This window comes from Pontiella sulfatireligans (assembly GCF_900890705.1).
GTDB lineage: Bacteria > Verrucomicrobiota > Kiritimatiellia > Kiritimatiellales > Pontiellaceae > Pontiella > Pontiella sulfatireligans.
Map to the genome: position 1 here is coordinate 3,181,405 of NZ_CAAHFH010000001.1, position 13,262 is coordinate 3,194,666.

General features: G+C 57.4%; 13 protein-coding genes. All 13 read right to left on the reverse strand.

The features are described 5' to 3' along the window. Positions 1-49 precede the first annotated feature (49 nt). Positions 50-1,042: a Fic family protein gene (locus SCARR_RS11090; protein WP_136061645.1), complete on the reverse strand. Its 993-nt coding sequence runs from the start codon at positions 1,040-1,042 to the stop codon at positions 50-52. Between the two features lie 81 nt (positions 1,043-1,123). Further along, complete coding sequence (gene rsmA / locus SCARR_RS11095; protein ID WP_168433241.1) at positions 1,124-1,954, reverse strand: 16S rRNA (adenine(1518)-N(6)/adenine(1519)-N(6))-dimethyltransferase RsmA; 831 nt, start codon at positions 1,952-1,954, stop codon at positions 1,124-1,126. A 114-nt stretch (positions 1,955-2,068) separates the two neighbouring features. Then, positions 2,069-3,025, reverse strand: coding sequence for a 4-hydroxythreonine-4-phosphate dehydrogenase PdxA (gene pdxA, locus SCARR_RS11100; protein ID WP_136061647.1), 957 nt, complete (start codon positions 3,023-3,025; stop codon positions 2,069-2,071). Positions 3,026-3,081: 56 nt separating this feature from the next. Then, positions 3,082-4,488, reverse strand: coding sequence for a DegQ family serine endoprotease (locus tag SCARR_RS11105; RefSeq protein WP_136061648.1), 1,407 nt, complete (start codon positions 4,486-4,488; stop codon positions 3,082-3,084). Positions 4,489-4,591: 103 nt separating this feature from the next. After that, positions 4,592-5,701 (reverse strand): DUF4340 domain-containing protein, encoded by a 1,110-nt coding sequence (locus tag SCARR_RS11110; RefSeq protein WP_136061649.1) that lies wholly within the window; start codon positions 5,699-5,701, stop codon positions 4,592-4,594. Positions 5,702-5,720: 19 nt separating this feature from the next. Continuing rightward, a complete protein-coding gene (locus SCARR_RS11115; protein ID WP_136061650.1) occupies positions 5,721-7,556 on the reverse strand; it encodes a Gldg family protein in 1,836 nt (611 codons plus the stop codon). 95 nt (positions 7,557-7,651) lie between these two features. Next, the gene (locus tag SCARR_RS11120; RefSeq protein ID WP_136061651.1) at positions 7,652-8,398 is read right to left on the reverse strand and encodes an ABC transporter permease; all 747 of its coding nucleotides are present in this window, start codon (positions 8,396-8,398) and stop codon (positions 7,652-7,654) included. Then, positions 8,398-9,336 (reverse strand): ABC transporter ATP-binding protein, encoded by a 939-nt coding sequence (locus SCARR_RS11125; protein WP_136061652.1) that lies wholly within the window; start codon positions 9,334-9,336, stop codon positions 8,398-8,400. The genes SCARR_RS11120 and SCARR_RS11125 overlap by 1 nt, the downstream gene beginning before the upstream one ends. A gap of 33 nt (positions 9,337-9,369) precedes the next feature. Further along, a complete protein-coding gene (locus tag SCARR_RS29510; RefSeq protein WP_136061653.1) occupies positions 9,370-9,723 on the reverse strand; it encodes an HPF/RaiA family ribosome-associated protein in 354 nt (117 codons plus the stop codon). Positions 9,724-9,835: 112 nt separating this feature from the next. Further along, a complete protein-coding gene (locus SCARR_RS11135) occupies positions 9,836-10,204 on the reverse strand; it encodes a SpoIIAA family protein (RefSeq protein ID WP_136061654.1) in 369 nt (122 codons plus the stop codon). Between the two features lie 46 nt (positions 10,205-10,250). Beyond that, a complete protein-coding gene (locus tag SCARR_RS11140; RefSeq protein ID WP_168433242.1) occupies positions 10,251-10,619 on the reverse strand; it encodes an HPF/RaiA family ribosome-associated protein in 369 nt (122 codons plus the stop codon). 43 nt (positions 10,620-10,662) lie between these two features. After that, on the reverse strand, positions 10,663-12,357 hold the full coding sequence (locus tag SCARR_RS11145; RefSeq protein WP_136061656.1) for a putative PEP-binding protein: 1,695 nt from the start codon (positions 12,355-12,357) through the stop codon (positions 10,663-10,665). Positions 12,358-12,419: 62 nt separating this feature from the next. Continuing rightward, a complete protein-coding gene (locus SCARR_RS11150; protein ID WP_168433243.1) occupies positions 12,420-13,040 on the reverse strand; it encodes an Hsp20/alpha crystallin family protein in 621 nt (206 codons plus the stop codon). Positions 13,041-13,262: the final 222 nt, after the last annotated feature.

Genomic DNA, 13,262 nt, shown 5'->3' on the forward strand with positions numbered 1-13,262 from the left:
ACCAAGCGTACGTATGTGGCGGACTCGGCGATTTCACCTGCCCCAAACTTCAAGCTTTCGAAGAAACATGTTCAACAAACCGATAAACCGCCGTGCGCTTGTCCCCTGCCCGCTTCAGCGCCCCGGAGGCGACGCCGGCCGACAGGTCCCGGCTGGCGGTCGCCGGCGAAATCGTTTTGAACAGACGGCAATAGTCCTTTCGCGAAAAGACCTCTTTTCCGAAGGCTTGATGCGCGATGGGAATCCGATCGGCATGGGTATTCTGGCTGGGTGCACTATTCTCCCACAGACTGCAAAGCGACTGCCTGATTTGCTCGAGCATAAACAACACAAAGCAATCCACATTGCCGCAGTCCTGTGCATTGCAAATCTGCCTGTAATATGCTGCGCGCTGCTCAAACACCATCGACTCGACATCAAGGAATTCAAAAACCGGATGCTCTTCCATCAAGAACCGCGTCTGCCAAAGGCGGGCCACCCGGCCGTTTCCATCAGCAAAAGGATGGATGCTCACAAACTCAAAATGGAAGCAGATCGATTTGATCAGCATCAGGTCTTTGCCGTCTTTGAGATAACCAAAGAGCTCCTCCATCGACGGCCCCACGGTTTCCCATGCCGGCATGCTCCGTGTTTTTGTTTCCGTTACATAGACCTCAACCGGCCCCTGCCGGAATCTTCCGGGAACAAGCAGTAAGCCGTTCCCCATCAGCATCCGGTGGGCATCCAATAGTGAATCGACCGAAAACGGATCAAGCGACGGGAGTGCATCGTAAGCCTCAAGGGCATTGCGGATCTCTAATTGCTCTTTTTTGGAAAGGGCAACCGGCTGACCGGATGCGATTGCCTCAACCTGCGCGACGGAGCAGCTGTTCCCCTCAATGCCCGTTGAGCCGCGAATCAATTTTGCACGGTTCTTCTGCCGCAACTTGGGAACTGGACGGGAAAGTTGCACCCCCTCCACTTTTCCAATTAACTGCTCAACTTCGGCGAGTTTCTTGATGCTGTCCGTAGAAAGCACCAGCTCTGTTGGTTTCCACTTCATGTGAGCGATAGTATCATATGACCCTATTCAGTCAATATAGAATCATATGATACTATCATGGATAGGGAATCACCCGATTGACTAGGACAAAACCCGCGCCAGCTCGGCCCAGCGCTCGATCTCGATCCGCTCCGGGCGCTCGGCGTGGTCGATTCCAGCATCGAAGAGGATGTCATCGACCGGCGAGATGCCCCTTTTTTTGAGGATGGTTCCGATTTGCTTCCGGCGTTGCGTAAAGCAACTCTTCACCAGTTGCTTGAACATTGGGTATTCATCGTTTCCAACAATTGGAACATCGCGCCGCTCCATCCTGACCACGGCCGACCACACCTTAGGCGGAGGCAAGAAGCAGGTCGGGCTGATTTTTTTAACCAACTTGTTTACATAGAATACGCCGGTCAAAACGCTCAACAGGCCATAGTGCTTGTCGCCCGCCGGAGCGCATAGGCGATCGGCCACTTCCTTCTGGATCGTGAGCGACATCAGCTCCGGGCGATGTCCGCACTCGGAAATATCAACCATCAGCCGGCTCGCCACCGAATAGGGCAGGTTGGCCGCCACCTTGGCGATGCCGCCGGCAAAAAGCGCATCCAAATCGACGTCGAGGGCATCGGACTCTATGAGCGTGAAATCAGAGAAACGCGACTTTAGGTATTTCACCATCGTCGGATCTTTTTCGATGCAGGTGACGGACTTCGCCTTGGGAATGATCCGCTCGGTCAGCGCGCCGAGGCCGGGGCCGATTTCAAGAACGTTTTCATCGGGTTGGATATCAGCCGTGTTGGCGATGATATCAAGAATATTGGCGTCGATCAAATAGTTCTGCCCCAGCCCCTTGTTCGGCCGGTGCCCAAGCGTTTCCAGCAATGCCCGCACTTCCTTCGGACTCGTTAATCTAGGTTCTTCAGACATGCTCATCTCAGAAATTTCAACGCAAATACGGTAAGTTCGCAGAGTTCCGCAAAGCTTTCAACAACAGATAACTCTGCGATTCTTAGCGGCCTTTGTGTCTTTGCGTTTAGGTTGCTATTTCCAGGGGTTGGGTTTTGCGGCCATTTCGACGGCGAGGTCGATGGCGTTTTTCATGCTTCTGGGCGAGGCCTCGTTTTTGCCGGCAATGTCGAAGGCAGTTCCGTGGTCGGGCGAGGTGCGGATGATCGGCAAGCCGAGCGTCACGTTGATGCCCTCGTCGAACCCGATCATTTTCAGCGGAGCCAGCCCTTGGTCGTGATACATTGCCACGACGGCGTCATAGTCCCCTCGAAGCGCTTCATAAAAAATGGTGTCGGCCGGGACGGCGTCGGAGACATTGAAGCCCTTTTCCCGCGAGGCGATGATAGCCGGATTAATCAGCTCTATCTCTTCGTTGCCAATTACACCGCCGTCGCCCGCGTGCGGGTTAAGGCCGCAAACTCCAATCTTTCCGTCCTCCAAGCCAAACAGCTTGAGCGCTTGGCCCGTCAGCTCGATGGCTTCGCAAATGTTTTGCTGCGTTAAACTTTTGGGAACCTCTGAAAGCGGAACGTGCCGTGTCGCGAGCATCACGCGCAGGCCGCCGCCGATAAGCATCATGCCAAAGGTTTCCGCTCCGGTGAGCTCCGCCAACAATTCAGTATGGCCCGGCACATCAATGCCCGCCTTATGAAACCCCTCTTTACAGATCGGCGCAGTGACCATGGCATCCAAACTCCCGCTCATGCAACCTGCCACAACCTGCCGAATCGCCAAATCCGCAGCCCGCGAAACATCGGCGTCTATCTTCCCGGGATTCCAAGCCACATCGATGCCGACATCGCGATAATACACATGTTCGGGCATCTCCAGTTTGAGCGCTCGCATCTGCCGCTTCATTTCCGTCACCGGACCATGAAGCATAAACTCTACATTATCCGACCACTTGCTTTCAGCCACGGCCTTGAGCGCGACTTCTGGTCCAATGCCGTTAATGTCGCCAATACTGATTCCAATTCGTTTCATAGCCATGGAATATAAAAAAAAGCCTCGCGAGAAGCGAGGCCTTTCGACGATCCATCCACTTGCTACTCGATGGACACTACAACGAACCGGGAGCCGCGCCCATCGGCAACCAGGAACAGGACTCTTCCATCTTCAACTTCGGAAAGCGCCTGCATGAATTCTTCAACATTTCCAATCGGCTTGCGGTCGATGCTGGCGATAATCTGTCCGGGCTTCAGTCCGGCGCGCCAGGCGGGACTGTCCTGCCCCACTTCCGCAACCAGCACGCCCTGCTCCCCTCCGCAGCCGAGCTGACGTGCAGCATCGCCGTCGAGAGCATCGACGGAAAGCCCGATCTTTTCCAGCAGGCCGGAGTCGGCCACAACGCCGCCGCCTTCCATCTCCTTCGTAATGGCGGAAATCTTCTTGTATTTCCCATTGCGGAACACCTTGAGTTTCAGCGTGGAATCCGGCGGGGTGGATGCGACCCGGTTGCGGAATGCAGCGACTTTGCCCACCTTCTTTCCATCCATCTCGACGATGATATCGCCTTCCTCCAGGCGGGCCTCTTCGGCGGCCGAATCCTCGACCACATCGGAGATCAGGATGCCGCCCTTTTCTTCCAGCCCGAAGCTCTTGGCCAGCTCCTCGTCCACATCCTGGATATAGATGCCGAGCACGCTGCGCGAAATCTTCCCATGCTTGACGAGCTGGTCCTTGATCTGGATCGCCTGGTTGATTGGGATGGCGAAACCGATGCCCATGTAGCCGCCGGTGCGAGTGTAGATGGCGGTGTTGATGCCAACCACTTCGCCGTCGACATTGAGCAATGGGCCGCCGGAGTTGCCCGGGTTGATGGCGGCGTCGGTTTGGATAAAGTTGCCGTATTCGGCGATGCCCACCTCGCTGCGCCCCTTGGCGCTCACGATGCCGGCCGTCAGGGTCTGGGAAAGGCCGAACGGATTGCCCGCCGCCAGCACCCATTCCCCCACCTCGAGTTCATCTGAATTTCCGAGTTCGAGATAGGGAAGCTCGTGGGGATCGTCGATCTTGATCAGCGCCACCTCGGTCTTCGGGTCGCTGCCGATTACCTTGGCGGAAAACTTGCGCTCGTCGCCCAAGGTGACCGTGATGCGATCAGCATCCTTCACGACGTGGTTGTTGGTCAGAATATAACCGTCCTTGGAAATGATAAACCCGGAGCCTTGCCCTTCCTGGCTGTATTTCTTCGGTTCGAGTTCCTGCGGGATGGCCAGTTGGCCGCGCCGCCCCAAGGAATCCTGGAAGGGTTGGTAGCGGTAGCCATATTGAGGCACCTCAACCGTGGTCTCCACATCGACGAACACCACGGCAGGCAGCGCCTGCTTGGCAATCTGCGCAAAAGCGCTTCCCGTTTCCCTGAGCACATCGGTCTTTGCCGACTCTGCAGCACCGGCCACCAAAGCCAGCCCAAGAACCGCGCCCATCACTACACTATTCATTTTTTTCATATTATAATTCCTTTGCCAGCGGGTTTAAATCCCGCCCCCGGCAAAATGCCGGAGGCGGTCGGAGGGAAGGCTGCCAGGGGGGAATGGCAGCCTGCTTGGGTTCTTACTTATCGCCTTCTTCCTTGATGATTTTTTCTTTTTCCTTCACCAGCTTATCCCGGCCAATCAGGAAATCGGTGGCATCGCTGGAGGTGATCACATATGTCCATCCGGACAGCGTTCCGTTAAGGTCGGCGACTGTCTTTTCATTGGCCGCACAAGTTTTATTGAATGCATCCTGCCGCTTCTGGAAGGCATCCTTCTTTTCCTGGTCGGCGTCCGCACCGGGTGCGACCGGGGCGGCGGGTTTGGTGTAGGCTACAGCAAAACGGGCATAACGATCCCCATCGGGCTCACCGCCCAAGGTGGCGATGTAGGTGAAGCCATCTTTGGTCTGCGCGGTGTAGGCCACCGCGTTCGCAAAGCCGAGTTCCGCGTCGGTCTTCGCCGGATCGGCAACGGTCTTGCAGTTGAGATATTGCAAAGCCATCCGAAGCTTGTTGGCTTCCGTTGATTCGAACTCTTCGGTTGCCTCGTCGAGGTCGGCCAGTTTCCAGTCCGCGCCATCCGCCTTCAGCTCCACATCGCCGGCCTTGACGGAAACGATGTCGGCAGAGCGCACGTTGAGAAGCTGCTGTTTAATCCAGTCCTCCGGCTTTTCAGAGAAGGGGCGGAAGTCGTAGTCGACCAGGTAGATCGCCGCGCCATCGTCCTTCTTCACAAAGTGCTGACTGGCCCAGCCTGCGGTCTCGGACGCTTCGCGGCGCGCGCCGACGTCCAGCGCGGCCACGGTTTTGCCACCGGCTTTCAACACCATCTTTTTAGCCTTTTCCCCCAGCCCGAACTCAGAGGCCTCCACGTTGCCGGCGCGAATCGGCTGGCCCAGCTTGATCTCCGCCGCTTTGCGCATTGCATCCGCCAGCTTGTCGAAATCGACCGGATAGCCATAGAGCGAACCGACGCCCCATTTTCCATCCTTCTTCACCAGCGCAACACGGTTGGAGCCCACCGTCACATCGAGCGCCGTCATGGCGTTGAGGTCGATGCCCGCCAGCAATGTTGCATCCTTGCCGCCCTTGCCCGGGCGGGTGGTCTTTCCGCGCTGCTGCATGGCCGCGATCAACACTAGCACCACCAAGGCAGCCCCCATTCCAATAATTTTTTTCCCATTCATTGTAAACTGCTCCTTCCGGTTAACGTGTCTTGCGGATCCAGATTCCCCGACCGATGCCGAACAAGGCAATGAGCAGCGGAATAGCGACAATGTTTAACGCCTTCATGTGGACACCGAGCGATTCGATATCGCTCCGCAGGTTTTTGCGAACCTCCTTGAGCGACTGCTGGGTATGGAAGGTCTCCTCACGGAACTTCTTGACCTCCGCCTGCTGCTCGGCCGAAAGCATCAGCTGCTGGCCGGTGCCCTTCGTCTGCTGGAGCGCGGCGAGCCGCTGCTGCGTAGCCTGCAGCTTTTCGTTCAGCCGCTGCTCTTCGGCCTGCCACTTGAAGGCCGCCTGCTTTTCGAGTTCGATCACGCGGTCGAACGGGCGGTCGAAGGAATTGCGACTACGCAGGCCGATCAACGTTTCGCTGCCGCAAAGCTGCTCGACCATATTGAGCGCGAAGCTCAGGTTCTCGTTGCGCGGCTGCTGCATCGTCTGGCCAAGCAGGTTGATGTTCTGCATGCAGAAGCGGTCGGCCAGCATATCAACGTCGGCCACAAGAATGACGACGCCCGGCTTTTCACTTTCCTTCAAGCCATCCGGCTTGTCCGGGAACGCCGTCTTGAAGGTGCCCTGCAAACGCACGGCCAGCGGCAGCCGCTTCGTCGATGCTGGGATATCGATCTTGCCGGAGCGCGCGGCGGCGGTGCTGGCCAGGAAGCCGTCGGCTTCGGTGTAGAGCATCTCGGTCATTTCCAAGCCGTTCGAAACGCTGCCGGTGAAGGCGCCGGCAAACGGCAGCATCAGGTCGCGGAGCGATCCGGTGGCCACATCGTCGCGGTTGATGTTCTTGTCGCGAAGCGAGAGCCAGGCGGCATTGCGTTCGGCGCGCCCCTGCCCAGCCTGCAGCAGGCTGGCGGCGGCCTCGTCGGCAGCGAGCTGCCCGGACGGCATTTCCAAGCCCCAGACGGCGGTCAGCTTGTTGAGGTCGGAGCTGTCTTGCGGCGGCGGCATGCCGTATTGCTGCATCTGCGGATTCGCGCTCTCCTGGGCGGCAAGGCTCATCGGATCGGTGAAGGCGAGCAGGTGGCCGCCGCGCAACACAAACTGGTCGAGAGCGTAGAGCGCGTCGTCGGAAATGTCCGCCGGATGGATGACGATGAGCGTGTCGATGTCCGCCGCAATGTTGGTGGCGGTCATATCGATTTCCTCGACATCATACTGCCGCTCGATCTCGGATACCACCGCCCACTTGTGCGAACCACTGCCCTGCTGCATCATGTAGGGGTTCGACGGCATGGAGCCGTTCACCGGCAGCGCACTCATGATGCCGACCTTTGCCGTCTTTTCGGATGCCACTTCGGATATCATGCGGGTCAGCAGGTATTCGAGCCGCGGCTCGGCACTTTCGGCCAGCATCGGGATCACGGCTTCGCGGTTTCCAGAGACGGCCACGATGCCGAAATAGAGATCGCCGCCGGCGCCGAAGAGATCGACCGACTGCCCCTGCAGGCCATAGCGCTGCGCCCATTCTTCCTCGTCGGAATCCGGTTTCGGGTCGTACTCTTCGACCACCAAGCCGCCGCCGGAGCGCGACTCGTATTCCTTAAGCAGGTCGCGCACGCGCCCCGCAAAGTTTTTCAGCGGAACCGAGATGCGATCGTTGCTCTTGGAGAAATAAAACTTGAGCGTCACATCGCGGTCGAGGTCGCCAAGCAGCTGCTTAGTGCCGCCGGAGAGCGTGTAGAGCTTGTCCTGCGTCACGTCGGCGCGCAGCCTCATCGGTCGGATCACCGCATTGAAGGCGATCAATATGCCCAGCAGAAGCAGCACGCCCGCCAAGCCAGTCATTTTCTTTATCTGATTCATTTCAAAAATTCCTAATTTTAAACACTAAGGCATGAAGGCCGCTAAGATTTATAACTTCGTGTTCTTTGAGTCTTCGTGTTTCATTTCTGTCCCCTCTAACGTCCTACCTTGGTTTTGAGCACAACCTGCGTGGCGAAGAGCATGAAGACCATCACCGAGGCGAAGTAGACCAGGTCGCGCAGGTCGATCACACCGCGCTGCAGTGCTTCGTAGTGCGGCATGAAACTGAACGATGCCACGCCGTCGACAAGCCACATCGGGGCCCAGCGCGCCAGCAGGTCGGTGACCGGCGGATAGCCTGCAAGAATCAGGAACAAGCCTATGACCACCGCGAGAATGAAGCTGATCACCTGGTTGCGCGTCAGCGCCGAGGTGAACATGCCGACGGCAATGTATGCCCCGGCCAGCAGCACGCTGCCGAGATAGCCCGACATCGCCGCGCCGAAGTCGGGCGCGCCGAGATAGGCCGCCGTCAGCGGCACCGTGAAGGTGAGCGCCAGCGCCAGCACCATGAAGAGCCAGGCGGCGAAAAACTTGCCCAGCAGCGCCTGCAGCGGCGTGACCGATACGGTGAAGAGCAACTCGATCGTGCCCGAGCGACGCTCCTCCGCCCAGAGGCGCATCGCCACCGCCGGAACGAGGATCATGTAGAGCCACGGATGCCAACGGAAGAACCCGTTGAGATCGGCCTGCCCCGCCTCGAAAAACTGCGAGAGCGAGAAGGTAAAGAAGCCCGCGAGCATCAGGAAAATGATGATGAACACATAGGCCACCGGCGAATCGAAATAGGAGCGCCACTCGCGCTTCCCTACGGCCAGAATATGGTGGGCTGCTTCGTTCATTACGCCACCTCCTTCTTCTTCGTATCTTCGGTCGTGGTGATCTGGCGAAAGACCTCGTCGAGACGGCCGTCGTCAACCTTGATGTCGGCGACCTTCCATTTATTTGCCTGCGCCGCGGCGAGCACGTCGGAAGCGATGGACTTGCCCGCCTTCGGGAAGGCGACAATCTTGCCGTCCTCCAACGCATGGACTTCCTTTACGCTCGGCAGCTTGCCGAGCTTGTCGGCAATGCCCTCCCCTTCGGCGGAAAGGGTGACGGCGTTGTATTGCGAACTGCGCGCCTTGAGCGCGGCGGGCGTGTCGTCGGCCACCACCCGGCCGTTGCTGACGATGATGGCGCGGGTGCAGATGGCTTCGACCTCTTCAAGCACATGGGTCGAAAGCATCACGACGCGCTCGGAAGCCATCTCGCGGATCATGTCGCGCACGACCTGCTTCTGGTTGGGGTCGAGCCCTTCGGTCGGCTCGTCGAGCAGCAGGATGTCGGGGTCGTGCAGCAGCGTCTGCGCAAGGCAGGTGCGCTGGCGGTAGCCCTTCGAAAGCGTGTCGATGCTCTGGTTCCTGACCGGCTGCAGGAAGCAGCGGTCGAGCGCGGAATCGACGCGGCTGTTGCGCTCCGCCCCGTTGAACCCGCGCACCTCGGCGAGGAAGCGCAGGAAGCCCGACACCGTCATGTCCTCGTAGAGCGGCGTGGTTTCCGGCATGTAGCCAATGCTCTTCTGCGCCGCGACCGGGTTCTGCGCCACATCGATGCCCTTGACGTGAACCGTGCCCGCGCTTGGCGGAAGAAACCCCGCCACCATGCGGATCGTGGTGGTTTTCCCGGCGCCGTTCGGCCCGAGGAACCCCAGCACGGTTCCCTTCTCGACCTCGAACGACACGTCGTCAACCGCGCGCCGCCGCCCGAAGTCCTTAATCAAATGATTCGCTTTGATCATTCCTTTGTCTCCTTGTTTCCTGTTCGCGGCATACTAGGCCGCCTGGCGGCGCTGATTCCGTTTTTCCCTTTTATCAAGCTGCCGCTCGATCTCGTCGAACGCCAGCCACACGGCGGCTTGAAGATTTCCGACGGCCCCGCTGCTTTCTTCGGCGTGCGCCACAAAAAGCCGCTTGCCGGGCACCTCAAGCCGAATGGACACCTTGAAGACAATGCCTCTGTACCGGCGGTGCATCCTGTCGATCACGGCTTCGCACCGGCCTTCGGCAAGATCGAAGCGCCGCAGCCGATCCGCCTGTTGCCGCACCAATTCTTTGATGGGAAGCGATTGGGGCATATGGAGGAACTTTACCTGCAATGCCTGGGGAGAAAGTTTTTTCGTATTCATTTGATCCACTCCTTTCCTGTTGATGGCTACAGTGAAGCCTAGCGGCCTTACCGGATTCTTGCGGGAGCATTACAACGCGGTAATGTTGCGGCATTTGTGCCCCACCCCTGCTCTACCGACCTTGGGAAGCCCATTGGTCCGCGGCGTCGAGCTGGTCTGCGGGGAAGTGCCGAATCTCCGCAGATACAAAATGCGAGCCGATCCGCTCGGCCACGTCGCCCAACCGGGAGTCGGTCACCAACGCGACCCTCCCGATGTGTTCATGGTGGTTCCGAATAAATTTGAAGTGCTCGCTCATGGCGCCGAGACTTTCCCATCCGAAGAAGTCCTTCGCTTCGATCACCAAACCCTTCAGCTTTCCTTCCTTTTCTATGAAGGGATCGACTATCCGCGCTATTTCTTCGAAATCCGACTTTTTCAGCGGCGTTATCGGATGCACATGAAGCAACCGCTTTTCTTCGTACAATCCACACGTAATCATTTCGTTTAACCTCCTTGCGATGATCCTTCTTTTGCCGTGCACCGACTCAGGCGGCTTCGAGCACCCGCTGGCGGCGCGACTTCTTTTTCCGGTTCTTCTTCAATTGCTGCCGGAGATGGCAGAAGGCGTCGCGCACCGCGCTGTAAAGGTATTCATGGGAACCGCTCTGTTCGTTGCCATGCGCCGAATAGACTTGGTCGCCGGGCACGGCACAGCGGATCCGGATCTCGAAAACCCCGCCAAAATGCCGGCGTTGCGTTTCGTCGATGACCACCTCGCAATGCGAGCCCGGCGCAACGAGTTTCTGGAGCCCGGCGACCTCTTGCCTTACCAAGGCGATGATGGCCTCCGACTTCGGCATGTGCCGGAACTGCACCTGCAACGGGATCCGGTTCATGTTTCCATTGTCTTTCATGCTGCTCCTTTCCGGGATTGCTCCCTCTGTTGATTGCCTGTAGTTAAACCCGCCCGCCTTGCCGAATCCTTTCTGGATTATTACAAGGCGGCAATGTTCCGTTCCCCGCCCGCTGTTTCCCTTGCCGCCCGCAACCATATTCCGACACGGCCTGCTTGATGGCCTGGATGGAGCGCGGGGGAACCACAAATTCCCGGACGCCAAGCTGGAGCAGCTGCGGAATCATGTCTTTCTGATCCGCCAAGGAACCGCACAGCCCAGTCAAAGCAGCGTCCTCGGGACGGCAGACCATCCTGATGAGCTTTAATACGGCCGGATGGGTTGGCTGGAAATAGGGATCCTTCGATAAATTTGCACGGGGCGCGGCCATTACATATTGGGTGAGATCATTCGATCCGATCCGGATGAAATCGCACCACTCCCACAACTCGTCAATCATCAGGGCGGCGGCGGGGGTTTCGACCATCGCACCGAGAGGAAGCGGGGCAAGCCCTTCGCGCCGCGCCGCGTTTTCCAGTGCCCGACGAACAAAGCGCATATCTTCTGCCACCGTGACCATCGGAACCAGGATATGCAGTTGCCTGTAGCCCCGCGCAAGCCTTAGCAGGGCCTGTAGCTGGGGTTGCAGCAGTTCCGGATGCCGGGCCAGCAATCGAATCCCGCGGCATCCCATCGAACAGTCCTTCACATAGGGCAAGGGTTTATCGCCCCCGGCATCGAGCAGCCGCACATACGCGGGTTTGCCGGCCATGGGCGCAAGGATGTCCGAGAGGCGCTGTTCAATTTCATCCTCCCGCAACGCGCGATCCGACTGCATATACAGCGATTCCATGCGCAGCAGCCCGATTCCGTCCGCACCGGCTTCCGCCGCCTGCGTGGAGGTGGCCACGCAACCGACATCGGCCATCACCCGAACGGGTGTTCCGTCAATGTCCATGGAAGTCGCAGCTTCCGGCTCAAGCACAACGGGCAGGGATTCGGCGCATTGCCTATACGCATCAATCGCACGAGCAGGATTGGTAATAATGAGGGATCGGTCGGCATCGACAATCAAGGGTGTTCCCTGCTGAATCAAGCGGGTGGCATCCTGCACCTGGCAGAGGATAGGGATCTCCAGCTCTCTGGCCAGAATCAAGCCGTGCGAGGCGGGATGCCCATGCTGCACAACAATCGCCGCCGGCCGCATCCGATGCAGTGCGACAATATCAGAGACAAAGATATGGTCTGCCACGAGAATGTTTTTTTTAGAGAGGACCAACTTCTCTTTCACGGTGGAACCAATCAAGGATTCCATCAACATTTTGCCAAGATCGGTAATCAGCAACGCTTTCGGCTGTGTTTGTCCACCCGGCACATGCCCGAAGTCCCCGGCCAATTTACGCCAGACAGATTGAACAGCCGCTGTTGCACAGTCGCCGTTTTTCTGGAGTTCGTCTTGCAAATCAGCATGCAACTTTGGATCAAGCAAAATGGCCTGATATGCCTCAAACAATGAATAAACAGAAGAGTCTGAGTAAAAATCGCCATGATGAATCCCATATTCCAAGCGCTGCAGCTGTTCGTGGATCGCATTTTTAATCCGGCTCCACCCGTCTTCCGTCTGCTTCGACGAGGCATCAAGACCAAGAGGAGCGTGGATGTTCGTATTGATAAAAAGGCATGCACTGCCCTCGGCAATTCCGCCGGAAATAACGGTTCCAAATAAAATACGTTCCGTCTGATGATTGCTTGAGCTCATAGCACACACCTTTACTCCCCAGTCAACCAAAGCCGGGCGGCCAAGCCACCCGGCTGGCAGGTTTACTTAACTTCAATCTTCCGGGCGTTCTTGTCCTGTTCCGCTTTCGGAAGGGTTACGGTCAGCACGCCGGCATTGTATTCCGCAACCACCTTTTCGGAATCCACGCTCTTGGGCAGAACCACTTCCCGGCTGAACGCATTCAAGCTGCGTTCCTGAATGATTACTTTTTCATCCTTTTGTTTTTTCAGAGTCTCGCGCCGTTCGGCGCTGACCACCAAAACATGGTCCTTGACCTCAATCGAGATGCCGGACTTCTCCAGCCCGGGCAGATCCATCTGGACGACAAACGCATCGGGCCGCTCGCGCAAATCCATGGCTTGCTGCAGTTCCTGGCCGAACACGGCTTCGAACTCGGGAAACCCGCTGTATGGATACAACGTGTTGCCGAACAGCCGGTCCATTTCCCGTTGCAGATTGAATAAGTCATGAAACGGGTCCGGCTTTTGCCGCTGCTCCTGCAACTTTTGTTCCTGCTTGGCCGGCTCATCCTTCTTTAGTTGGATTTTGCCGCCTTTTTTTCCAGCCCACGCCATACTGCCACCGAGCAGCAGAAGCGCGACCATCGCTCCAGCAATAATCTCTCTATAAATTGCCTTTTCACTGATTCCATGTTTTTTCATTTCAATGCCTCCTTCAGTTGGCGTTTTTAGTTCAGTTCGATTCCTGACATTGCGTTTCTTATTCCATAGAACCACCTCCTTCCTATCCAGTGTTCGTTGATAGTAGACCCCACAACCTTTTCGACAGGCTTTCCCGAGCATTACAGCGCGGTAATCTTTTACCGGTTGACAAAACCTCTCCTGCCCGATTAGCTCTACGAAGTGTTTCATCAAGGTTTGACG